The sequence below is a fragment of the Planktotalea arctica genome (assembly GCF_002105285.1).
Taxonomy (GTDB): domain Bacteria; phylum Pseudomonadota; class Alphaproteobacteria; order Rhodobacterales; family Rhodobacteraceae; genus Planktotalea; species Planktotalea arctica.
Genome location: NZ_MUHR01000011.1, coordinates 167,378 through 187,819, shown reverse-complemented (window position 1 = coordinate 187,819; position 20,442 = coordinate 167,378). Strand labels below are relative to the sequence as shown.

The 20,442-nt window shown below is 58.4% G+C and carries 21 protein-coding genes; 9 read left to right on the top strand and 12 right to left on the bottom strand.

Annotated elements, in window-relative coordinates:
• Window positions 1–113 precede the first annotated feature (113 nt).
• A complete protein-coding gene (locus B9P63_RS11555) occupies window positions 114–1,337 on the top strand; it encodes a hypothetical protein (protein ID WP_085308884.1) in 1,224 nt (407 codons plus the stop codon).
• The gene (locus B9P63_RS11550) at window positions 1,334–2,689 is read left to right on the top strand and encodes a cytochrome P450 (RefSeq protein WP_085308882.1); all 1,356 of its coding nucleotides are present in this window, start codon (window positions 1,334–1,336) and stop codon (window positions 2,687–2,689) included. The genes B9P63_RS11555 and B9P63_RS11550 overlap by 4 nt, the downstream gene beginning before the upstream one ends.
• A gap of 60 nt (window positions 2,690–2,749) precedes the next feature.
• Here B9P63_RS11550 and B9P63_RS11545 read toward each other — a convergent pair whose 3' ends face one another.
• From B9P63_RS11545 to B9P63_RS11515, 8 genes are all read right to left on the bottom strand, one after another.
• A complete protein-coding gene (locus B9P63_RS11545; RefSeq protein WP_085308880.1) occupies window positions 2,750–2,971 on the bottom strand; it encodes a ribbon-helix-helix domain-containing protein in 222 nt (73 codons plus the stop codon).
• Window positions 2,968–3,135 carry a hypothetical protein gene (locus B9P63_RS19225; protein ID WP_176219149.1) on the bottom strand — a complete coding sequence of 56 codons (168 nt, stop codon included), beginning with the start codon at window positions 3,133–3,135 and terminating at the stop codon, window positions 2,968–2,970. Before B9P63_RS19225 ends, B9P63_RS11545 begins: the two co-directional genes overlap by 4 nt.
• Before the next feature lie 65 nt (window positions 3,136–3,200).
• Window positions 3,201–3,389 (bottom strand): DUF4169 family protein, encoded by a 189-nt coding sequence (locus B9P63_RS11540; protein WP_085308878.1) that lies wholly within the window; start codon window positions 3,387–3,389, stop codon window positions 3,201–3,203.
• Window positions 3,390–4,793: a class II fumarate hydratase gene (fumC, locus tag B9P63_RS11535; protein ID WP_085308876.1), complete on the bottom strand. Its 1,404-nt coding sequence runs from the start codon at window positions 4,791–4,793 to the stop codon at window positions 3,390–3,392. It abuts the gene before it with no gap.
• A 123-nt stretch (window positions 4,794–4,916) separates the two neighbouring features.
• Window positions 4,917–5,411, bottom strand: a complete 495-nt coding sequence (locus B9P63_RS11530; protein WP_085309239.1) for an SspB family protein — start codon at window positions 5,409–5,411, stop codon at window positions 4,917–4,919.
• 52 nt (window positions 5,412–5,463) lie between these two features.
• Window positions 5,464–6,447, bottom strand: a complete 984-nt coding sequence (locus B9P63_RS11525) for a glucokinase (RefSeq protein WP_085308874.1) — start codon at window positions 6,445–6,447, stop codon at window positions 5,464–5,466.
• 23 nt (window positions 6,448–6,470) lie between these two features.
• Entirely contained in the window at window positions 6,471–7,802 is a 1,332-nt protein-coding gene (locus B9P63_RS11520) for a GH1 family beta-glucosidase (protein WP_085308872.1), read from the bottom strand.
• A gap of 3 nt (window positions 7,803–7,805) precedes the next feature.
• A complete protein-coding gene (locus tag B9P63_RS11515; RefSeq protein WP_085309238.1) occupies window positions 7,806–8,831 on the bottom strand; it encodes a substrate-binding domain-containing protein in 1,026 nt (341 codons plus the stop codon).
• Between the two features lie 292 nt (window positions 8,832–9,123).
• Here B9P63_RS11515 and B9P63_RS11510 point away from each other — a divergent pair, with 292 nt between their 5' ends.
• From B9P63_RS11510 to B9P63_RS11490, 5 genes are all read left to right on the top strand, one after another.
• Window positions 9,124–10,407, top strand: a complete 1,284-nt coding sequence (locus B9P63_RS11510; protein ID WP_085308870.1) for an ABC transporter substrate-binding protein — start codon at window positions 9,124–9,126, stop codon at window positions 10,405–10,407.
• 69 nt (window positions 10,408–10,476) lie between these two features.
• Window positions 10,477–11,496 carry a carbohydrate ABC transporter permease gene (locus B9P63_RS11505; protein WP_085308868.1) on the top strand — a complete coding sequence of 340 codons (1,020 nt, stop codon included), beginning with the start codon at window positions 10,477–10,479 and terminating at the stop codon, window positions 11,494–11,496.
• Window positions 11,496–12,644, top strand: coding sequence for a carbohydrate ABC transporter permease (locus tag B9P63_RS11500; RefSeq protein ID WP_085308866.1), 1,149 nt, complete (start codon window positions 11,496–11,498; stop codon window positions 12,642–12,644). Before B9P63_RS11505 ends, B9P63_RS11500 begins: the two co-directional genes overlap by 1 nt.
• Before the next feature lie 23 nt (window positions 12,645–12,667).
• Window positions 12,668–14,320, top strand: coding sequence for an alpha-amylase family glycosyl hydrolase (locus B9P63_RS11495; protein ID WP_085308864.1), 1,653 nt, complete (start codon window positions 12,668–12,670; stop codon window positions 14,318–14,320).
• 14 nt (window positions 14,321–14,334) lie between these two features.
• A complete protein-coding gene (locus B9P63_RS11490; RefSeq protein WP_085308862.1) occupies window positions 14,335–15,423 on the top strand; it encodes an ABC transporter ATP-binding protein in 1,089 nt (362 codons plus the stop codon).
• Between the two features lie 115 nt (window positions 15,424–15,538).
• Here B9P63_RS11490 and B9P63_RS11485 read toward each other — a convergent pair whose 3' ends face one another.
• Genes B9P63_RS11485 through B9P63_RS11470 form a run of 4 tightly spaced genes read right to left on the bottom strand, consistent with a single transcriptional unit; the run spans window position 15,539 to window position 18,154 of the window.
• The gene (locus B9P63_RS11485; protein WP_085308860.1) at window positions 15,539–15,757 is read right to left on the bottom strand and encodes a hypothetical protein; all 219 of its coding nucleotides are present in this window, start codon (window positions 15,755–15,757) and stop codon (window positions 15,539–15,541) included.
• Window positions 15,758–15,792: 35 nt separating this feature from the next.
• Window positions 15,793–16,872, bottom strand: a complete 1,080-nt coding sequence (locus B9P63_RS11480) for a methyltetrahydrofolate cobalamin methyltransferase (RefSeq protein WP_085308858.1) — start codon at window positions 16,870–16,872, stop codon at window positions 15,793–15,795.
• 10 nt (window positions 16,873–16,882) lie between these two features.
• Window positions 16,883–17,812 (bottom strand): methylenetetrahydrofolate reductase, encoded by a 930-nt coding sequence (locus B9P63_RS11475; RefSeq protein ID WP_085308856.1) that lies wholly within the window; start codon window positions 17,810–17,812, stop codon window positions 16,883–16,885.
• Between the two features lie 45 nt (window positions 17,813–17,857).
• A complete protein-coding gene (locus tag B9P63_RS11470; RefSeq protein WP_085308854.1) occupies window positions 17,858–18,154 on the bottom strand; it encodes a virulence factor in 297 nt (98 codons plus the stop codon).
• A gap of 262 nt (window positions 18,155–18,416) precedes the next feature.
• Between B9P63_RS11470 and B9P63_RS11465 the strand changes: the two genes are divergently transcribed.
• Together B9P63_RS11465 and B9P63_RS11460 are read left to right on the top strand one after the other, a co-directional pair.
• On the top strand, window positions 18,417–19,529 hold the full coding sequence (locus B9P63_RS11465) for a Ppx/GppA phosphatase family protein (protein WP_085308852.1): 1,113 nt from the start codon (window positions 18,417–18,419) through the stop codon (window positions 19,527–19,529).
• 65 nt (window positions 19,530–19,594) lie between these two features.
• The gene (locus tag B9P63_RS11460; RefSeq protein ID WP_085308850.1) at window positions 19,595–20,332 is read left to right on the top strand and encodes an RlmE family RNA methyltransferase; all 738 of its coding nucleotides are present in this window, start codon (window positions 19,595–19,597) and stop codon (window positions 20,330–20,332) included.
• The last annotated feature ends 110 nt before the right edge of the window (window positions 20,333–20,442 follow it).

The window sequence follows — 20,442 nt, the reverse complement described above, 5'->3', positions numbered from 1 at the left end:
TCCCTCCCCGGACCCCTCCCTGAGGTATTTTCGGACCGAAGAAGGGGGAAGGGCGTCACACTCTTGCCAAATCTGCGCGCTAGCGTGATGTTGAGCGCAAAAGGGTGTGGCGGATGAGTGAGCAAGGCAAAGAGGTGCACAGGCGGCGGGTGTTTTACATTCCCGGCTATGATCCGTTCCATCCGCGCCGCTACCGCGAGCTTTATCGCAAGGAAAGTGCGGCGCAGGCCGAGATTACGGGCTATGAGATTGGTCTTAAACCCAAGCAGGGCAAGGGGCCTTATGGCTGGCATGTGAGCGCGTTGATTGATGGCGCGCAAGTCGAGAGCGAAATCGAAGTGCTTTATTGGGCCGATATGGTCAAGGTGAGCATGAATATGGGCATTGCTTCGACTTATGGCGTCATGGCGCAGACAGCTTGGACCTATATCAGCACCGGCGCTTTGTGGCGGCTGATGCGGCTGCGCAAGGGGCCGGTGATTGCGGCGCTGTATCCGGTGGGATTTTTGCTAGTGCAGGCGTCTCTGGCTTGGTTGGCGGCGTATGGGATTGCGCAAGGTGTGCAGACGATTTTGCCGTCTGGCGTTGGTGCGGCGCTTGGTTGGGGGCTTGGCGCGTTGCTTGCCTACGGCATTCTCGATTTTTTCCGACGCAAGGATAACAAGTTTTTCGCCTATTACCTGATGCACGACTACGCCTATTCAGCGCGCACGCGCGGGGCGAACCCTGCGGAGCTTGAGGTGCGTATGGGCGAATTTGTCACGCGGATTGGCGAGGCGATGGAGGGGGATGCCGATGAGGTGCTGGTCATCGGTCATTCCTCTGGCGCACATATTGGTGTGTCTGTGCTTGCGGATTTGTTGCGCGCCAAAGGGATGCAAGAGGCGGGGCCAGAGCTTAGCTTTCTCACACTTGGGCAAGTGGTGCCTATGGTATCTTTCCTGCCAGAAGCGTGGCGTTTGCGCGCTGATCTGGCCTATATGGCGAGCCAAGACCGCCCGTTCTGGGTAGATGTGACCGCGCCCGGTGATGGCTGCGCCTTTGCGCTATGTGATCCTGTAAGCGTGAGCGGGGTTGCGCCGCAGGATAAGAAACAGCCTTTGGTGTTCTCTGCGGCCTTTACTCAGTCCCTTAGCCCCGAGCGGTGGCGCGAGCTGCGTTGGAAATTTTTCCGGCTGCATTTTCAATATCTTTGCGCGTTCGATGCGCCCAAGGATTATGATTATTTCCAGATCACGGCTGGGCCTCAAACGCTTTTGCAACGCTATGGCACGCGCGTACCGTCAAAGAGCCGTATTGAAGCTCCTGTGAACCGTTTCACGAGCCTCGCGCCATGATCCCGCCCAAGCCTAAATCGCGGGCCGACAAGGTGAGCCTGCGCCAATACGCAAAATTGTTTCGCCGCGATATTCTGTCGGCGCAGCCTGCCAAGCTCTATCGCGCCTGGATGGCGGAGTTTCGCACGCCGTTTTTCCGCTCTTATCTGGTGAATCAGCCAGAACTGGTGAAAACGGTGCTTAAAGAGCGCCCCGATGATTTCCCCAAGAGTTCGCGTATCAGTGAGGGGCTGCGCCCTTTACTGGGTGAGAGCGTGTTCCTGACCAATGGTGAGACCTGGAAGCGGCAGCGGCGCATCATCGATCCGGCCTTTGAAGGTGGGCGTCTGCGCGAGATATTTCCAGCGATTTGGGCCGCGTCAGAGGCGGCGGTGGCGCGACTGGCGGGGGAAGTGGGCTGCGAGGTCGAGATCGAGGAGCATACCAGCCACGCTGCGGCGGATGTGATCTTTCGCACGCTGTTCTCGATCCCGATCGAGCATGAGATTGCCTCGGAAGTGTTTCATGAGTTTCGCGCCTATCAGCGCAGCCAGCCGATTTTGAACATCGCGGCCTTTATTCCGCTGCCGCGCTGGATGCCGCGGTTCTTCCGCTCGGATACGCGCAAATCGGCGGCGAAAATCCGAGCGTTGATCACGCAATTGACGGCGGAGCGCATGGCGCAGATCAAGGCAGGGGATGCGCCGGACGATCTGGCGACAAAGATCATGACGACGGTAGATCCAGTAACGGGCGAGACCTTCAGCACCGAAGAGATGGTCGATCAAGTCGCGATTTTCTTTTTGGCGGGGCATGAAACCAGCGCATCGGCGCTGGCTTGGGCGCTGTACTTGATGGCGCTTTTTCCCGAGTGGCAAGAAAAGGTGGCGAGCGAGGCGCAGGCGGGGTTGTCGAATGACTTTGCCTCGATTTCCAAACTGCGCATCAGCCGCGATGTGTTTCGCGAAACCTTGCGGCTTTATCCGCCTGTGCCGATGATGGTGCGCCAGAATAGCTGTCCCGAGCGGTTTCGCGATCGCGATATCAAGGTGGGCAGTCAGATCGTGCTCAGCCCTTGGCATTTGCATCGCCATGAGCGGCTTTGGGATAATCCGGACGGGTTTGACCCTAAACGCTGGGGTACGGAAAACGGGAAAAAATGTATGCGAGAGGCCTATATGCCGTTCTCAAGTGGCGCCCGTGTGTGCACAGGGGCGGGTTTTGCGATGATCGAAGGGGTGCTGATTCTGTCGATGATTTTGCAAAAACATCGCGTGGTCTTGACTGATCGCGCGCCGCCCGAACCGGTGGCGCATCTTACAGTGCGTGCCAAGGACGGGATTTTTCTGCGGCTGGAGAAACGCGAGACTTAGGCGCGTTTGGCAAGCGTTGGATTTGAGTTTATTGGCAAGATGAAGCGGGGTGACCGCGTGCTATTGGGGCTGGCGGTAATGCTGCAGAACAAAGAGGCGGATGGCGGAGGCGAGGCCACATTCGCTACCCCGAAGTGCATCAATTTCTGCAGCCAAGTCATTGATTGCACGGCCTTTGTCGCGGGCGATATCACGAAACGCATCCCAGAACGCATCCTCTAGGGACACCGATGTTCGATGTCCTTTCAAGGTTAGACTGCGTTTTTGGGGGCGCTGCATCATCGCTCTGCCAGATAGCCGCGCTGGGTGCCGTTGCGCGCAGCGGATTTATAGGCGTTGAGCACACGCGCAAGCGTGCCCGCATTGGTCTTGAGGTAGCGACGCGCGCGGCGGATCGCGATCATCTGAGCGCGTGGGACTTCATGAGTTTGCTCGACCTGAGACATTGGGGTCCTTGCCTTACCTATAGATTTCCCTACGTCTGGCAGAGAATTGCGGCGAGAATTTGATGCTAATCTGAATCGTTCTCATAGCGCTTGGCAGCGTCGAGCAGCTTTGCTTCCAGATCGCTTTGCGCCTTTGCTCGGGCGATCGCAGCTTTGGGTAAACCGTTCAGCACGGCGTTCTGATCGGCGCGCGCGGATTTCTCGGCGCGCGCCTTTTGTTTGCGAAACCGGTTGAGATTGACCGGTTTGCCCATCTACTTGGGGCCGATCATATCTTCGGGGCGCACAACGCGATCGAACGTTTCCGCGTCCACAAAGCCAAGCGCGATCGCCTCTTCCTTTAGGGTCGTGCCGTTCTTATGGGCGGTTTTGGCAACTTTCGTGGCGTTGTCATAGCCGATGGTTGGCGCAAGCGCGGTTACCAGCATCAGGCTTTCCTTCATCAGTTTGTCGATGCGCGGCTCGTTCGCCTTGGTGCCGTTCAGCATCCGCTCGGTAAAGCTCGCGGTTGCATCGCCCAAAAGCTGCATGGATTGCAAAAGGTTATAGCTCATCATCGGGTTATAGACGTTGAGTTCAAAATGCCCCTGCGAGCCTGCAAATTTGATTGCGGCGTCGTTGCCCATGACGTGCGCTGCGACCTGCGTGAGTGCTTCGGCTTGCGTCGGGTTCACTTTGCCGGGCATGATCGAGCTGCCTGGCTCGTTCTCGGGCAGGATCAATTCGCCAAGGCCGGAGCGCGGGCCGGAGCCGAGCAGGCGCATATCGGAAGCGATCTTGTAGCAAGAACCCGCCACGGTCGCCAAAGCGCCGGACATGAAGACCATGGCGTCATGCGCTGCCAGTGCCTCGAATTTATTCGGGGCAGTGACGAAGGGCAGATCGGTGATATCGGCCATATGCGCCGCGACGGTTTCGCTCCAGCCGTGTTTGGTGTTGAGACCGGTGCCGACCGCTGTGCCGCCTTGGGCGAGCTCGTAGATGCCGGGCAGGCACAGCTCGATACGCGCGATACCTTGGCGGATCTGATGCGCGTAACCGGAAAATTCCTGACCAAGCGTGAGCGGTGTTGCGTCCTGCGTATGGGTGCGGCCGATCTTGATGATGTCCTTGAACTCTTCGGTTTTTGCTTCAAGCCCTGCGAGCAGTTGATGCAGGCCCGGCAAAAGCGTGTCGCGCACCATCATGGCGGCTGCGATGTGCATGGCCGTGGGGAAGGTGTCATTCGATGACTGGCCCATATTGCAGTGATCATTGGGATGCACAGGGTCTTTGGAGCCGATGGTGCCGCCGAGCATTTCAATCGCGCGATTGGCGATGACCTCGTTGGAATTCATGTTGCTCTGCGTGCCGGAGCCAGTTTGCCACACGACCAGCGGAAAGTTGTCGTCGAACTTGCCCTCGATGACTTCGCCTGCGGCGGCGATGATCGCATCGGCCAGCTTGGGGTCGAGATCGCCAGAGGCCTTGTTGGCCATGGCGCAGGCCTGTTTGATCACGCCAAGCGCGCGCACGATGGCGATGGGCTGCTTTTCCCAGCCAATCGGGAAATTCATGATCGAGCGCTGTGTCTGCGCGCCCCAGTATTTATCGACGGGAACCTCAAGGGGGCCGAAGCTGTCTGTTTCCGTGCGGGTTTGGGGCTGATTTTGGGACATGGGGGTCTCCTGCGTGTCTCAGGTCTGTGTATACAATCGCATGCCGTATAGGGCGGAAGGCACATCCATATCAACTGCTAACACGCGCACGGGGACACCGACATAGGACAAAAGCGGCGTAAATTACTTGCGAAACGCATCCAGAGAGACGACTTCGGCGGCTTTCTTGGGCTTTGCGGGTGCCTCTTCGGGGATCACATCGACGGTGTCCGCATCCGGAATGTCATCCTCGACAGAATGCAGGGCCGGTTCATCCTCGTCCTCATCGCCGCTCTCGAAGCGCAGACCGAATTCGACGGAGGGATCAACGAAAGTGCGTAGGGCTTCGAAGGGGATGACCAAAGGCTCGGGGGCATCGCCGAAATTCAAGGTGATGGAAAACCCGTCCTCGCGAACGTCGAGATTGTCGAACCAGTGCTGCACCACGACGGTCATCTCGGATGGATAGCGTTCGCGCAGCCAATCGGCAATTTCGACGCCGGGGTGGGTGGTGTCGAAGGTGATGAAGAAATGATGTTCTCCGGGCAGGCCATCGGCCTTGACGTTGCGCAGCACGGTCTTGATCAGCCCGCGCATCGCATCGTGCATCAGATTTCCGTAATCGATCGAATCTACCATTTTCAGGCCCCCAGCTTTGCCTGCCACAAAGCATAGGGAGATTCTAAGCGGATCAAAAGGGCTGTTCGCGCGCGCCTATACACTCTTGCGCATAAGAGGCGGCACCGATGAGAGCGGCGTAATCATCCTTCACCACATGAACGGCAAATTGTGCCATGAAATCGCTGAAACGGCCCTTGGCGGCGAAACTGGCGGCAAAGCCCAGATCATCGAAGTAGGGCGCAAGCGCGCGCGCGACGCCGCCGACAAGATAGACGCCGCCGCGCGGCAGATGGGTCAGGGCCATATCGCCCGCAAAATGGCCAAGCGCGCGTATCACCAGCGCGGCGGCGCTTAGGGCAGGGGCGTCGCCTGCAGCGCAAAGCGCCATGATCTCGACCGCAGGCAAAGGTGCTCCGGCAGTGTGCAGATAGGCATGCTCAAGCCCGCGCCCGGAGAGAACATCCTCGGAGGCGACATGGCCGATACGCGCGGCGAGCGCCGTGTTGAACTCCTTAAGTGCCTGATCTTGAGGCGCAAAACTGGTGTGGCCTGCTTCGGCGGGGGGCACGTAGGTGCGCGCGCCCAAGCGGTGCACGGGGGCGACGTTCATGCCTGTGCCAAGGCCGATCATCAAGCATGGTGCCTGTGCATTCGCGGCGGGTTCACCACATTGGGGCGCGGCGCACTGCACGTGCGTGAGAGCGCTTTGCCCGAGATAGGGCAACGCATGTCCCTGCGCTTGCAAATCATTGAGCAAAAACGCCTTTGCGCCGCCCGTGGCCTCGCTTGCCCCTTGTGTGGTGATGCTCCAGTCCAGATTGGTCAGGCGTCCGTGATCGCCCGTCACAGGACCGGCAAGCGCAAGGCTGACGGCATCGGGCGCGGTGCCCTGCGCGCCAAGGTAGTTGCGCAGGATTTCTTCGAGATTGTCGGCCTTGGCATTGGCGTAGCGCGACACGCTTGCCGCGCGCAACTGCGTGCCGTCCAGCAGCGCAAGGCGGGTGTTGGTGCCGCCGATATCAGCGGCAAGGATCAGGGGGGCGTCATGTTTCATAGGCATTTCGTAGGGTGTTTGCGCTAACGCCGCAAGGCGCTTTGCAGGGCAAAATACGATGATTTGGGCCTGCGTATGAGCGTGTCGAAATCCACATGCACCGCGCCAAAGCGTTTTTCAAAGCCCAGCGCCCATTCATAATTGTCCAGGAGCGACCACAGGAAATAGCCCTTAACCGGCGCGCCGTCGGCGATCGCGCGCCGGATCGCGTCCAGATGAAGGTCGACATATGCGATGCGTTCGGGATCATGCACCGCTTGATCCTTAATGACATCCGCATTGGCCATGCCGTTCTCTGTGACCAACAGCGGCAGATCGCCGGTATAATCCCGCTGGGTGCGCATCAGGAAATGGTGCAGACCCTCGGGGTAGATTTCCCAGCCCATCTGGGTTTTCGGCAAAGGACCAGCCGCTTCGTGATGGCCGGGCCAAGGGCCGTCATTTGGCGCAATGCGTTTGCAGGTGTAGTAGTTCAGCCCGACCCAATCGAGCGGGCTTTGGATCACTTTGAAATCATCCTGCCAGCCACTTGGCAGATGTGGCTCGAACGCGTGCAGAACGCGCGCGGGATATGTGCCGTGGAAAATTCCGCTCAGAAAGAACTGGTTATAGTATTCATCATACAGAGCGGCGGCCTCAATGGCTTTTGCGCTTTGATCGACGGGATGGGGAAACTCGAAATTGAACACGCCGCCAAGGTTGCCCATGCCAAGGGCGCGCATCCGCTGGGTCGCGGTGCCATGGGCGAGCAGAACATGGTGCATCGCGCGCGCGGTGGCGCGAATATCGCGCAGGCCCGGCGCGTGCGCTCCAAGGAAGTGCGACAGCCAGCCAACGCACCACGGTTCATTTATGGGCGCGGTCGAGTGCATGCGATCGCCGATTTTGCCCATGATGACATCGGTATAATCGCCAAACCAGTGTGCGATATCGCCGTTGCGCCAACCGCCAAGGTCCGCGAGCGGGGAGGGCAGTTCCCAGTGATAGAGCGTGGCACAAGGTTTCAGCCCGCGCTCGAGCATCGCATCAGTCAGGCGATCGTAGAAATCGAGGCCCTCTTGGTTTATCGCGCCGCGCCCCTCTGGCATGACGCGCGCCCAAGAGATGGAAAAGCGGTAGGCATCAAACCCTGCCGCCTCGACCAGATCGAGGTCCTGTTCGTAGAGGTGGTAGTGATCGCAGGCGCGCGCGCCGTTTTCTGCGCGCACCACATTGCCCGGTGTCGCGGCGAAGTCATCCCAATGCGTGCGCCCCGCGCCGCCAAAGCCGTGCCCTTCGATCTGATAGGATGAGGTCGCGGTTCCGAACAGAAACCCTTCGGGGAAATCGGTGCGGGTCCAGTTGAATTTATCCATCTGTCAAACCCTCACAGGACCGGTAGAGCGCCCTGCGATCAGCTCCACCTCCAGTAATCGTGTTTCCGGCGGCGCGCTTGGATCGGCGATCTGGCGTAGCAACATTTCGGCAAGCTGCACGCCTGCGCTGCGCACTGACGATCGGCAGGCGGTGAAGATCGGCACGTCGCTGCCGTTCTTGAGGTAGCTCAGATCATCGTCGAAGGTGACGACCGAAATATCGCGGCCCATGCGCAGGCCCGCGTCTTCGATCGCACGGCGAATGCCGATGGCGGTGATCATCGAGGCCGCAAGAAACGCCGATGGTGGATTTGCGCCTGCAAGCATATCGCGCGCGGATTGATAGCCGAAAACTTCGGTCATTTCAGACGAACGCATCAGGGCTGGCTCGGGCGTAAGCCCGCGCGCTGCCAGTGCTTCGAGATATCCCTCGCGGCGGCGATGGGCGAAATCCTTGCTTTCGTCGCCGTTGATCAGGGCGATGCGGCGATGCCCCAGATCAAGCAGGAAATCGCTGGCGCGCAGGAAGGCGGATTTGTTGTTCACGTCCAGCCAGGCGTAGGGCTTGGCCTCGTTCGAGGCGCGGCCATGCACGATGAAGGGCAGGCCAAGCTCACGCATGAGCGCGATGCGCGGCTCGTCCATCATCGGCGCATGCAGCACGACCCCGTCAACAGAGCTGCGTGCCAGCATGTCGCGATAGGCGGGCAATTCATCGTCGCTGGGCACCACAGACATCATCAAATCATAGCCCTCGCGCGCGTAAACCTCGCCAACGCCCGAGATGAAATCGCCAAACACCGGGTTCACCATTTCATGGCTGCCGCTAATGGGAATCACATGGCCGATCGCATGGGCGCGCCCCGTGGCCAGACCTTTGGCGCGCGCGTTCGGGCTGTAATTATGCGCCTGTGCAAGGCGCTGCACACGGGTGCGCGTTGCCTCGGACACCTCTGGATAGCCGTTCAGCGCGCGGCTGACCGTGGTCTGGGACAGGCCCAAAAGCTCTGCAAGTTCTTTTAGGTTCACGGTTTCTGCGTCCTGTCTTCGGTTCAAAGCGCTTTCAATTTTCCTTTGATAGCCGCGAAACTGTAAGGGCGTCAAAGGGGAAGTTGATTTTACATGAATTGCTGCATTGCCGCATAAAATATTACGTTTGATACGAATTTACTGTGTTGACTTAATGGGGCGAATGTCGATGCTACAGTGTATCAAAGCGCTTTGGTTAATCTGTCAAGTGAAATGGAATCGCAGCGCAAATTGAAAGATGATCGGGAGGTGCCCGCAGAGTTTCGCGGGCCTAAAGTTTGGGAGAACATTCATGAAAAAATTCCTCTGCGCAGGCACGGCCGTGTTCGCACTCACCGCAGGCCTTGGCCATGCGCAAGATTTGGCGGGTGAGCAAGTCACCGTCTTTGGTCCTTGGCTTGGGCCGGATCAGGAAACTGTTGAAAAGGTTTTGGCAGGCTTTGCGGCCAAGACCGGCGCAGATGTGCGCTACGTAGGCTCCGACAGTTTCGAGCAGCAGATCATGGTCGATGCCGAAGCCGGATCAGCGCCCAATGTTGCGGTTTTTCCGCAGCCGGGGCTTGCGTCGGACATGGCAGCGCGCGGCTTTCTGACGCCGCTCAAGGACGGCACGGACGCCTGGGTGCGTGACAATTACGCGGCGGGCCAGTCCTGGGTCGATCTGGGCACCTATGCGGGCGCGGACGGCAGCGACAGCCTTTATGGCTTCTTCTACAAGGTCGATGTGAAATCGCTGGTCTGGTACAGCCCCGAGAATTTCGAGGATGCGGGCTATGATATCCCCTCCACGATGGAAGAGCTGAAAGCGCTTAGCGATCAGATCGTCGCAGATGGCGGCACGCCTTGGTGCATCGGTCTGGGATCGGGCGGCGCAACAGGCTGGCCTGCGACCGACTGGGTCGAGGACATGATGCTGCGCACGCAAAGCCCTGCAGATTATGACGCATGGGTCTCTAATGAGATGAAGTTCGACGATCCCAAGGTGATTGCGGCCATCGAGGAATTCGGCGCATTTGCCCGTAACGATGACTATGTCGCCGGCGGCGCAGGCGCAGTTGCCTCGACTGATTTCCGCGATAGCCCCAAGGGTCTTTTTGCAAGCCCGCCCCAGTGCTACATGCACCGTCAAGCCAGCTTCATTCCAGCGTTCTTCCCCGAGGGGACAGAAGTGGGCGCTGATGCTGACTTCTTCTACTTCCCGGCCTATGCGGATAAAGACCTTGGCGCGCCGGTTTTGGGGGCTGGCACGCTCTGGGCTATCACCAATGAGAGCGCGGGCGCACATGCGCTGGTGGAATATCTCAAAACACCCGAAGCGCATGAAGCATGGATGGCGCTGGGTGGTTTCCTGACGCCGCACAAAGGCGTGGACCGCGCCAAGTTCTCTGACGAGCCGACGGCAAAGATGAATGACATCCTGCTTGGCGCGACAACTTTCCGCTTTGACGCATCCGATCTGATGCCCGGCGGCGTTGGTGCGGGTTCGTTCTGGACTGGCATGGTGGATTACGCAGGTGGCAAGGATGCGGGCGAAGTGGCCAGCGCGATCCAGCAGTCCTGGGATGGTTTGAAGTAACGACCTGACGTCAATGATCCGCCCGCCGTTTTGTGCGGGCGGATCGCATTTCTTCTGGGGAGAGAGACATTGCATCCGGCACTTTTGGGTCTTGTGACCATCTTTATGGGCGTGGGTGGCTGTATCGGTTACTTTTGGCTCTCCAATGTCGTTCTGGACAAATTCATTTATCCGCCAAGCGGGCCCAAGGCAGGGCGCAACATCAATCGCGCGAACCTTGTGCGCCCTTGGCTATTCCTGTTTCCCGCGCTTTTCGCGCTTTGTCTCTACCTTGCCTATCCGGTGATTGAGACGATCCGCCTGTCATTGACAGAGCGCGTGACACAGCCCGATGGCTCTACCACCTATGATTTCGTGGGCCTCGCCAATTACGCACAGATGATGGGCGAACCGAAGTTCTGGGAAGCGATGCGCAACAACATGCTCTGGCTGATCGTTGTGCCTGCGCTGTCCACCGCGTTTGGCCTTTTGGCGGCGCAGCTGACCGACCGGATCAGATGGGGCAGCATTGCCAAGTCGTTGATTTTCATGCCCATGGCGATCTCTTTCGTCGGCGCGGCGGTGATCTGGAAGCTGGTCTATGACGCGCGCCCCCCCGGGACCGAACAGATCGGCATCATGAACGCAATCTACGTGACGCTTTCGGGTAACGAGCCGCAGCAATGGCTAACCGTGCCGTTCTGGAACAGCTTCATGTTGATGGCGGTCCTAATCTGGATCCAGACGGGTTTCGCTATGGTGATCCTGTCGGCCGCCCTGCGCGGTATTCCAGAAGAAACCATCGAAGCTGCGATCGTGGATGGGGCCAATCCGTTCCAGATATTCTTCAAGATCAAAGTGCCGCAAATTATGGGCACCATCGTGGTCGTCTGGACCACCATCACCATTGTTGTGCTCAAGGTCTTCGACATCGTCTTCGCCATGACCAACGGGCAATGGGAAACGCAGGTTCTGGCCAACTACATGTACGACAAGCTGTTCCGCGCCAATGATTGGGGCGTCGGTTCTGCGAGTGCCATGGTGATCATGCTTCTGGTGACGCCGATCCTGATCTGGAATGTCTACAATGCCCGCAAGGAGATGAAGTAATGGATAACATTGCTGGTACGAAATCATCCCTGACATGGGCGGTGCATTTGTCGGTCGTTGCGCTTGTCGCGCTCTGGCTGTTCCCGACGGTGGGGCTTTTGGTGTCGTCATTTCGAACATCCGATCAAATCGCCACCTCCGGTTGGTGGAAGGCGATGTTCCCCTCCGAGCAGAACCTGACCCTGCGCGCCAACGCGCCCGAAACCCAAAACGAGGTGGACGGGCTTTACGTGATCGAGGGCAATCTGTTCGAGGAAGGCAAAGACGCAGTGATCAGCGTTTGGGGGATTTCCAGCCGCGAGATTGACAGTTTCACCGCTGGCGATACCGCCGAGCTGCGCCGCGGCGGCACGGTGACGGTGCAAGCCGATGGCAGCTACCGCATGCAAAACCCGGTGCCCTTCGAGGGCAATCGCGGCGCGCGCATTTTTGTGACGGCGACGACGCCGCCAGAATTCACGCTGGACAATTATCGCACTGTTCTGATCTCGGGCGATGCGACCGACAACCTGTCCAAAGCCTTCTTCAACACGCTGACCGTCACTATCCCCGCAACGGTAATTCCGATCCTGATCGCCGCCTTTGCCGCCTATGCGCTGGCCTGGATGGACTTTCCGGGCCGCGCACTTTTGATCGCCTTTGTCGTGGCGCTTCTGGTGGTGCCTTTGCAATTGGCGCTGATCCCGCTGCTGCGTCTGCATTTGGGGATTGGCATCGGCAAGGGGTATATTGGCGTCTGGCTTGCCCATACCGGCTTTGGCCTGCCGCTGGCGATCTATTTATTGCGGAACTACATGGTTGGATTGCCGCGCGATATCATCGAAAATGCCCGCGTGGACGGGGCGACGGAATTCCAGATATTCACCAAGATCATTCTGCCGCTGAGCTTTCCCGCGCTCGCCAGTTTCGCGATCTTCCAGTTCCTGTGGACCTGGAACGACCTTCTGGTCAGCCTTGTATTCCTGATTGATGCGACGGGCGAGACCACGGTGATGACGAAACAGATTGTCGAGCTGTTAGGTACGCGTGGCGGTAATTGGGAAATTCTAGCCACCTCGGCCTTCGTGTCGATCTCGGTGCCGCTGCTGGTCTTTTTCGCGATGCAAAAATATCTGGTGCGCGGCCTTCTGGCCGGCTCTGTAAAGTAACCTCTTAGGACAATTTGACATAAATGAACGCTATGACACAAACCCTACACATCTCCGAGCGCGCTAAAGACACTGATTGGTGGCGCGGTGCCGTGATCTACCAGATTTACCCGCGCAGCTTTCAAGACAGTACCGGCAATGGCACGGGCGATCTTGCCGGCATCACCCAACGCCTTGATCATGTCGCTTCGCTTGGCGCGGATGCGATCTGGATTTCGCCGTTTTTTCGCTCGCCGATGAAGGATTTCGGCTATGATGTCAGCGATTACTGCGATGTTGATCCGATGTTTGGCACGATCGGAGATTTTGATGCGCTGATCGAAAAAGCGCATGGTTTGGGCCTTAAGGTGATGATCGATCTGGTGCTCTCGCATACCTCCGATCAGCACCCGTGGTTTTCCCAAAGCCGCCAGTCGCGCGACAATGCCAAATCCGACTGGTACGTCTGGGCCGACCCCAAACCCGATGGCACGCCGCCGAACAACTGGTTGTCGATTTTTGGTGGCTCTGCGTGGCAATGGGACGGACGGCGCGAGCAATATTACCTGCACAACTTTCTGACCTCGCAGCCTGATCTGAACTTTCACAACACGGACGTTCAGGATGCGCTGCTGGATGCGACGCGCTTCTGGCTGGAGCGCGGGGTTGATGGGTTCCGCCTCGATACGATCAACTTTTACTACGCCGACGCCCAGCTGCGCGACAATCCCGCGCTACCGCCCGAGGAGCGCAACAGTACCATCGCGCCGTCGGTGAACCCCTATAATCACCAGCGCCACGTGCATTCCAAGAACCAACCTGAGAACCTTGGCTTCCTCGCGCGCTACCGCGCGGTGCTTGATGAATACCCCGGTGTTGCGGCCGTGGGCGAAGTGGGCGATGCGCAGTTCGGACTGGAGCTTTTGGGGGAGTATACCAAAGGCGATCAGGGCGTGCACATGTGCTATGCCTTTGAGTTCCTTGAGAAAGAGCCGCTCACTGCGCCGCGTATTGCGCAGGTGTTCGATCGTTTTGATCGCGTTGCCGCCGATGGCTGGGCTTGCTGGGCGCTCTCCAATCACGATGTCATCCGCCACACGACGCGCTGGAACCTGAGCGACGCGGCGCAACAAGCCTATCTGACACTGCTCTTGTTGCTGCGCGGCTCGGTTTGCCTTTATCAGGGCGAAGAACTGGGACTGCCCGAGGCCGATGTCGCCTTTGAGGACTTGCAGGACCCCTATGGCATCGAGTTCTGGCCCGAGTTCAAAGGCCGCGACGGTTGCCGCACACCGATGGTCTGGGAACCCTCGAATGCCTATGGCGGCTTCACGCTGGGCAAGCCTTGGTTGCCTGTCGTGCACGAGCATTTACACCGCTCCGTCGCGGAGCAGGAAAGCGATCCGGACGCGATGCTGCACTTTTATCGCCGTGCGCTGGCCTATCGGCGTGATATGCCGATCCTTGCCAAAGGTGCCCAAGGCCGCCTGAGCGCAATCGGCGACGTCGTTCGCTTCGAGCGCACATTCGAGGGCGAGACTTTGCTCTGTATGGTGAACCTCTCGGACGCGGCGCAACGCGTTGATGTCGAAGGTGATTTCGAGAATGCAGGCGCAGTGCTTAACGGCGCTGATCTGGTAAACGGCACTGTATTGCTGGCGCCTTGGGGCGCTGCGATCTTGCGCGCGATAGCGTAATTGGGGGACGGGATATGGCTGATCTGAAACTACGGGATGTCGCAAAGACATATGGCGGCGCGGTCGAAGTGCTCAAAGATATCGACCTCGATATCAAGACGGGCGAGTTGATTGTTTTCGTTGGTCCTTCGGGCTGCGGCAAATCCACTTTGCTGCGCATGATCGCAGGCCTTGAAAAGATCACTGGCGGGGTGCTCGAAATCGACGGGCAGGTGGTCAACAACGTGCCCCCGAGCCAGCGCGGCATTGCGATGGTGTTCCAAAGCTACGCGCTTTATCCACACATGACCGTGCGCGACAACATGGCCTTTGCGTTGAAGCTGGCGAAGAAAAGCGCGGGGGAAATCGATGCTGCGGTAAACGCTGCTGCGGACAAACTGCAATTGACGGAATTTCTGGATCGCCTGCCCAAGGCGCTGTCCGGCGGGCAACGCCAGCGCGTTGCGATTGGCCGCTCTATTGTGCGCGACCCCAAGGTCTATCTGTTTGACGAGCCGCTCTCAAACCTCGATGCGGCCTTGCGCGTGGCGACGCGGATCGAGATCGCGCGCCTGAAAGAACAGATGCCGCAAAGCACGATGATCTACGTTACCCACGATCAGGTCGAAGCGATGACGCTGGCCAGCCGTATTGTGGTTTTAGCCAACAAAGGCATCGCACAGGTTGGCACGCCTTTGCAGCTTTACGAGCGCCCCGAGAATGAGTTCGTGGCGCAGTTCATCGGCTCGCCCGCGATGAACCTTTTGCCGGGCAAGATTGTGGATGTGGGCACGCAAACCAAAGTCGCACTGGATGGCGGCGGCATGGCGATATCCGATGCGCCAAGCGTCGCGGGCGATATGGGCGCGGCGGTGAATATTGGCGTGCGGCCGGAGGATCTGGTGGAGGCGGGCGAGAGCTATGTCTTTGAAGGAAAAGTAGATTTCGTGGAGGCCCTCGGGGAGGTGACGCTTTTGTATTTCGAGCCGCGCGCGGGGGGCGATCCGGTGATCGGTAAACTGCCGGGTATTCATGAGGGCATTCGCGGCAAGACCGTACGCCTGACGGCGCAGCCGGGCAAAGTGCAAGTATTCAAGGATGGGACATCGCTTTATTATGCGTGATCCAGAAATTCTTCTGCGAAGAATTCCCAACACAAAACCCTTCTGCGAAGAGTTTTGCAATTCTCGATTTTCTTAGAAGAAGAAAATTCACGCTGAAATCCTTCGCAGAAGGATTTCAACAGATCACGCGCAGCGGATCAGGCGAGCAGATAATGATGAATTGCCCTGCGGCCTCTATCATATGAAACCCGCGCTTGCGTACCTCCAGTTCCAGGGCTTCGCGTCCGATTTCACGCTCGACGCTGGAAATCGAGCGGCGCACGATATCTGACTTCGTGCCGAAAATTTGATTCTGCCAAGGGGCAGGGCTGGAAATGCGAAAAACCCGTGTCATGGACACGGGTTTTACATGTTTTCGTAAATTTTTACTTAACCGCGACGACGCCCGCCTGTGCGAGCGGCGCGCCCGCGCCCTTCTTGTCCCGCTTTCGGCGCGACTTTGTTGGCTTTGATCCACTCGCCGCCACCCTCATCGTTGTTGGTCAGGAAATTGGCCGCGCGGATCGCTTCCATTTCCTTGCCCGCGCGCGGCTTGGTGGAGCCGATGCCGAACATCCGGCAGAACGCTTCGTCATCCATACCTTCGGGGATCACGATGCCCGCCGCTTCCACTTCGGCGCGCTTCTCCGCAATCTTGGTAACGCCCGTCGCCAAAGCAACCGGGTTCATAATCGCCGAGGTCATGCCTGCGCCCATCGCCATAGGCAGGAACGCATTGTTGATGCCGTGACGGTTGGGCAGGCCAAAGGAAATGTTGGACGCACCGCAGGTCGTGTTCACACCCAATTCTTCGCGAAGGCGTCGCACCAGCGTGAACACTTGCAAACCAGCCGTGCCCATCGCGCCGATCGGCATCACTAGCGGATCGACCACGATATCATGCGCGGGAATACCGAAATCTGCGGCGCGCTCCACGATCTTCTTGGCGACGGCGAAACGCACATCGGGGTCTTCGGAAATGCCCGTGTCGTCGTTGGAAATCGCCACGACTGGCACGTTGTATTTCTTGACAAGCGGCAGAACCAGTTCCAGCCGCTCTTCTTCGCCTGTGACAGAATTCAGCAATGGGCGACCCTCAGCAGCGGCCAGGCCGCTTTCCAAAGCGCCGGGAACGGAACTGTCGATGCAGAGAGGGCAATCGGTGACAGCCTGCACAACTTCGATCAACTGTCGCATCAGCGTCGGCTCAACAAAGTTGTTGTCCGCATAGCGTGGATCGCTGGCCATCAGGCCCGAAAACACCGCACCGGAGTTAATATCAAGAATGTTTGCGCCGGCGGCAACCTGCGCAATGGCATCGGCCTCTACGCGGCTGAAATCACCGCGCTCCAATTCTTCGTTCAGGATTTTGCGCCCTGTTGGATTGATCCGCTCCCCAATCACGCAGAAGGGCTGATCGAAGCCCATAATGGCGGTTTTGGTTTTGCTCTCGATAATCGTGCGAGTCATAGGTCAGTCCTTAAGATGCGTTTGCGGGGCGGCCAGAGGTGCCGCCGTTTTCAATGGCCCAGTTGGCATTGGTTTTGATGCCGCCAAGGGGAAAGAAGTGGACATGGCTGATGTTGAAATCAGGATTTGCAGCCTTGTGCGCAGCAAGTTCGGCCAGAACATCCGTCGGCTCGTAGGGCAGCAACAGCTTGGTCACATCCATCGCGCGCTTTTGCAGCACTTTGAGCGAGGGGCCAACGCCGCAAGCGATCGCGAATTTAATGAGCGTTTGCAGCTTGGCAGGGCCTGCGATGCCGATATGGATCGGGATGTCGATGCCTGCCTCCTTGATGGCGTCCGCCCATGCGATGATCGGCTTTGCTTCAAAGGCGAACTGCGTGGCGAGCGCCATTTCAGCGTCTGTGCGTTCATTAAAGGACTGCTTCCAGCGCAGGGCATCCATCACGTTGGCATCTGAACCGCTCGGGTCGATGTCCTTGTTGCCCTCGGGGTGGCCCGCGACGTGCAGGCGTTTGAAACCTGCCTTATCGAAGAGACCGGTTTCCATCAGCTGCATGGAGCTTTCAAAAGCGCCGTGAGGCTTGGCAACGCCGCCTGCGAGCAGGAGTGCCTGATTGACGTCCGCTTCGCCACTGTAGCGCGCGATCCAGTCGGCAAGCATCGCCTCGTCTTTGATGATGCGTGCGGGGAAATGTGGCATGACATCATAGCCCTCGCGCTTGATGCGCGCGGCGGTGGAGACCATCTCCTCGATCGGTGTGCCCTCGATATGGGCGATGTAGACGCGCGTGCCTTTGGGGAGCAAAGCGGTGAAATCGTCCACTTTTTCCGCCGTACGCGGCATAACCTCAATGGAGTAGCCCTTCAGAAAGGCCTCTACTTCGGCGTTTGTCGTTTTCTCGCTCAAGGCGGGTTTTTTCTTGAAGTTCAGCAAGCCCATGAGTCTCTCTCCCAATCCCATAATATGCGCGCGGCGGCCCGGGCGTTACGCCCAGCCGTCCTTGGCGATCAGCGCTTTGAGGCGCTCGTTGTCATATTCAAGCTCAAGGCGCAGGGCCTCGGCTTCAACGATTTCTGCCGGATCACCTTCAAGCGGGTAGGGATCGCCTTTGCGCCACTCTGCAAGATACGCATCGGCGTCCTTGGCGTTCACCTTCATCGCAGCGCGGTCGATCGCTTGCTCGAAACGTTCTTCAAGGGGACGCTTGGAGCCTTTGCGCCCCTTGCCCACGATCACCTGCGCGGGGATGTCGCGCCAATATACGATTGTTACGTCCGGCATGGCTGATTCCTAACTCCCAAATCTCTGTCACGGTCCTACTGCACAGCGCTGCGCACGCAGGGCCTAATTTCGACAAAACGGCGCGCCTCAGCGACCCTTGAACCTGTGCCTAGCCTATCTGCTGCGCTGCATGGTGCGCCACAGCGCGGCGGGCCCAAAATCTTCATGCTCATTATGAGGGCGCTGCGCATGACAAGAGACTTGCGAGGGCGCTCAGCGGCGCGTAGTCTGAGCGTAACACGATAAATCGGAGGGCGTATCTATGGCGCCCAAGCGTCCCAAAGGTGCGGGCGCATTCCCGAAACCGGTAGAGAGCCCCGCGCCGAAACGGCCCGATCCAGCCGAGCTGTATGCCGCGCTGGATTTGGGAACGAACAGTTGCCGTATGTTGATCGCCCAGCCAAAGGGCAGTCAGTTTCATGTGGTCGATAGCTTTTCCAAATCGGTCCAGTTGGGGGCGGGTCTGGAGAGCACGGGCAAGCTGTCTCGTGCGTCCATGGCGCGCACGATTCAAGCATTGCGGATCTGTCAGCAAAAACTGAAGCGCCACAAGGTCAAGCGTATGCGTTTGGTGGCGACAGAAGCCTGTCGACGGGCCGAAAATGGCGCAGGGTTCATGCGCCAGATCACCCGCGAAACGGGGCTGACGCTTGATATTATCAAGCCCGAGGAAGAGGCGCGCCTTGCGGTGATTTCCTGTGCGCCTTTGGTGTCGACGAAGACCGAGCAATTGCTGGTGGTGGATATCGGTGGCGGCTCGACCGAGCTGGTCTGGATCGATCTCACGGCGGTGCCCAAGCGCGAGCGGCCCAAGGCGATTATGCGGCTGCATGCGGGATTTCATACCCAAGACAGCCCCTTTGCGGCGGCCAAAGTGGTGGATTGGATTTCGGTGCCCCTTGGCGTGGCTACGCTGCGCGATCAGTTCAATGACGTCGAGGACGATTCTGCGCGGTTTGCTTTGATGAGTTGGTATTTCGAAGAGAACCTCGCCGAATTTGCGCCCTATAAGGACGTGCAGGCGCGCGAGGGTTTTCAGATTGTCGGCACCTCGGGCACGGTCACGACTGTTGCGGCCTCGCATTTGGGGCTGAAGCGCTATGACCGCAACAAGGTGGATGGTCTGCGTATGACTTCTGATCAGATCGACAAGGTGATCCGTATGTATCTCGATCTTGGCCCAACGGGGCGGCGACGCGATCCGCGGATCGGGCAGGATCGACAGGCGCTGATCATGTCGGGCGCGGCGATTTTGCAAGCGCTGCTGCGGTGCTGGCCGACGGACCGGCTTTCGGTGGCGGATCGCGGGCTGCGCGAGGGGCTGCTTTATGCGCAAATGAGCGCGGATGGTGTTTTGGAGGATGGGGTGTATTAAGGGGGTCCGATTTTTCTAGAAAAATCGAATCCCGCTTCGGATCACCGTCCAGAGAGTATTGAGACATGGCAAAGACCCCAACAGGCAAAAATAATTCAGGACGCGGCCAGCGTGATCTGACCGTAAAGGTCAAATCCGCGCGTGGGCGGCGCATGTCTTCGACACTTTGGCTGCAACGCCAGCTCAATGATCCTTATGTGAAACGCGCCAAGGCCGAAGGCTATCGCGGCCGGGCTGCGTTCAAAATCATGGAAGTTGATGACAAATATCGCTTCTTGGTGCCCGGCGCACGTGTGGTCGACCTTGGCTGCGCCCCCGGCGGCTGGTGTCAGGTCGCCGTACCGCGCATCAATGCTTTGGGCGATCGGCGCGGCAAAGCACAAGGCACCATCCTTGGTATTGATCTTCAGGAAGTAGAAACCATGGCGGGCGCGGAGTTCCACGTCCTCGATTTTCTGGACGAGGGTGCGGATGATCTGGTCAAGGGGTGGCTTGGCGGTCAGGCTGACGTTGTGATGTCGGACATGGCGGCGTCCTCTTCGGGTCACAAGCAGACCGACCATTTGCGTATTATGCACCTGTGCGAAGCGGCTGCGTATTTCGCGTTTGACGTGCTTGCAGATGGCGGAACATTTGTCGCCAAGGTTTTGGCGGGCGGCGCGGAGGGCGAATTGCAGAAAGTTTTGAAGCAAAACTTTACCAAGGTCGCGCATATGAAGCCGCCAAGTTCGCGTCAGGACAGTTCAGAGAAATTTGTTGTGGCGACCGGTTTTAAGGGGCGTTCGCAAGACAACGAAGACTAAGCCGCGTTCGGTTTCATTGCGGCTTAGTTGATGTTTTTTTAGTCTGCTCGACTGGGCAGGCAAAAGACAAGTGAGCGACACCAACAGGTTGGCTAGGCGTGCCCTAAAAA

Bases quoted from the DNA above. Each gene is read 5' to 3' on its own strand.
- B9P63_RS11510 (WP_085308870.1), top strand. From the start codon at position 9,124: ATGAAAAAATTCCTCTGCGCAGGCACGGCCGTGTTCGCACTCACCGCA.
- B9P63_RS11485 (WP_085308860.1), bottom strand. From the start codon at position 15,757: ATGACACGGGTTTTTCGCATTTCCAGCCCTGCCCCTTGGCAGAATCAA.
- B9P63_RS11475 (WP_085308856.1), bottom strand. From the start codon at position 17,812: ATGGGCTTGCTGAACTTCAAGAAAAAACCCGCCTTGAGCGAGAAAACG.
- B9P63_RS11550 (WP_085308882.1), top strand. From the start codon at position 1,334: ATGATCCCGCCCAAGCCTAAATCGCGGGCCGACAAGGTGAGCCTGCGC.
- B9P63_RS11460 (WP_085308850.1), top strand. From the start codon at position 19,595: ATGGCAAAGACCCCAACAGGCAAAAATAATTCAGGACGCGGCCAGCGT.
- B9P63_RS11465 (WP_085308852.1), top strand. From the start codon at position 18,417: ATGGCGCCCAAGCGTCCCAAAGGTGCGGGCGCATTCCCGAAACCGGTA.
- B9P63_RS11500 (WP_085308866.1), top strand. From the start codon at position 11,496: ATGGATAACATTGCTGGTACGAAATCATCCCTGACATGGGCGGTGCAT.
- B9P63_RS11540 (WP_085308878.1), bottom strand. From the start codon at position 3,389: ATGGGCAAACCGGTCAATCTCAACCGGTTTCGCAAACAAAAGGCGCGC.
- B9P63_RS11525 (WP_085308874.1), bottom strand. From the start codon at position 6,447: ATGAAACATGACGCCCCCCTGATCCTTGCCGCTGATATCGGCGGCACC.
- fumC (WP_085308876.1), bottom strand. From the start codon at position 4,793: ATGTCCCAAAATCAGCCCCAAACCCGCACGGAAACAGACAGCTTCGGC.
- B9P63_RS11470 (WP_085308854.1), bottom strand. From the start codon at position 18,154: ATGCCGGACGTAACAATCGTATATTGGCGCGACATCCCCGCGCAGGTG.
- B9P63_RS11530 (WP_085309239.1), bottom strand. From the start codon at position 5,411: ATGGTAGATTCGATCGATTACGGAAATCTGATGCACGATGCGATGCGC.
- B9P63_RS11495 (WP_085308864.1), top strand. From the start codon at position 12,668: ATGAACGCTATGACACAAACCCTACACATCTCCGAGCGCGCTAAAGAC.
- B9P63_RS11555 (WP_085308884.1), top strand. From the start codon at position 114: ATGAGTGAGCAAGGCAAAGAGGTGCACAGGCGGCGGGTGTTTTACATT.
- B9P63_RS11480 (WP_085308858.1), bottom strand. From the start codon at position 16,872: ATGACTCGCACGATTATCGAGAGCAAAACCAAAACCGCCATTATGGGC.
- B9P63_RS11520 (WP_085308872.1), bottom strand. From the start codon at position 7,802: ATGGATAAATTCAACTGGACCCGCACCGATTTCCCCGAAGGGTTTCTG.
- B9P63_RS19225 (WP_176219149.1), bottom strand. From the start codon at position 3,135: ATGTCTCAGGTCGAGCAAACTCATGAAGTCCCACGCGCTCAGATGATC.
- B9P63_RS11490 (WP_085308862.1), top strand. From the start codon at position 14,335: ATGGCTGATCTGAAACTACGGGATGTCGCAAAGACATATGGCGGCGCG.
- B9P63_RS11545 (WP_085308880.1), bottom strand. From the start codon at position 2,971: ATGATGCAGCGCCCCCAAAAACGCAGTCTAACCTTGAAAGGACATCGA.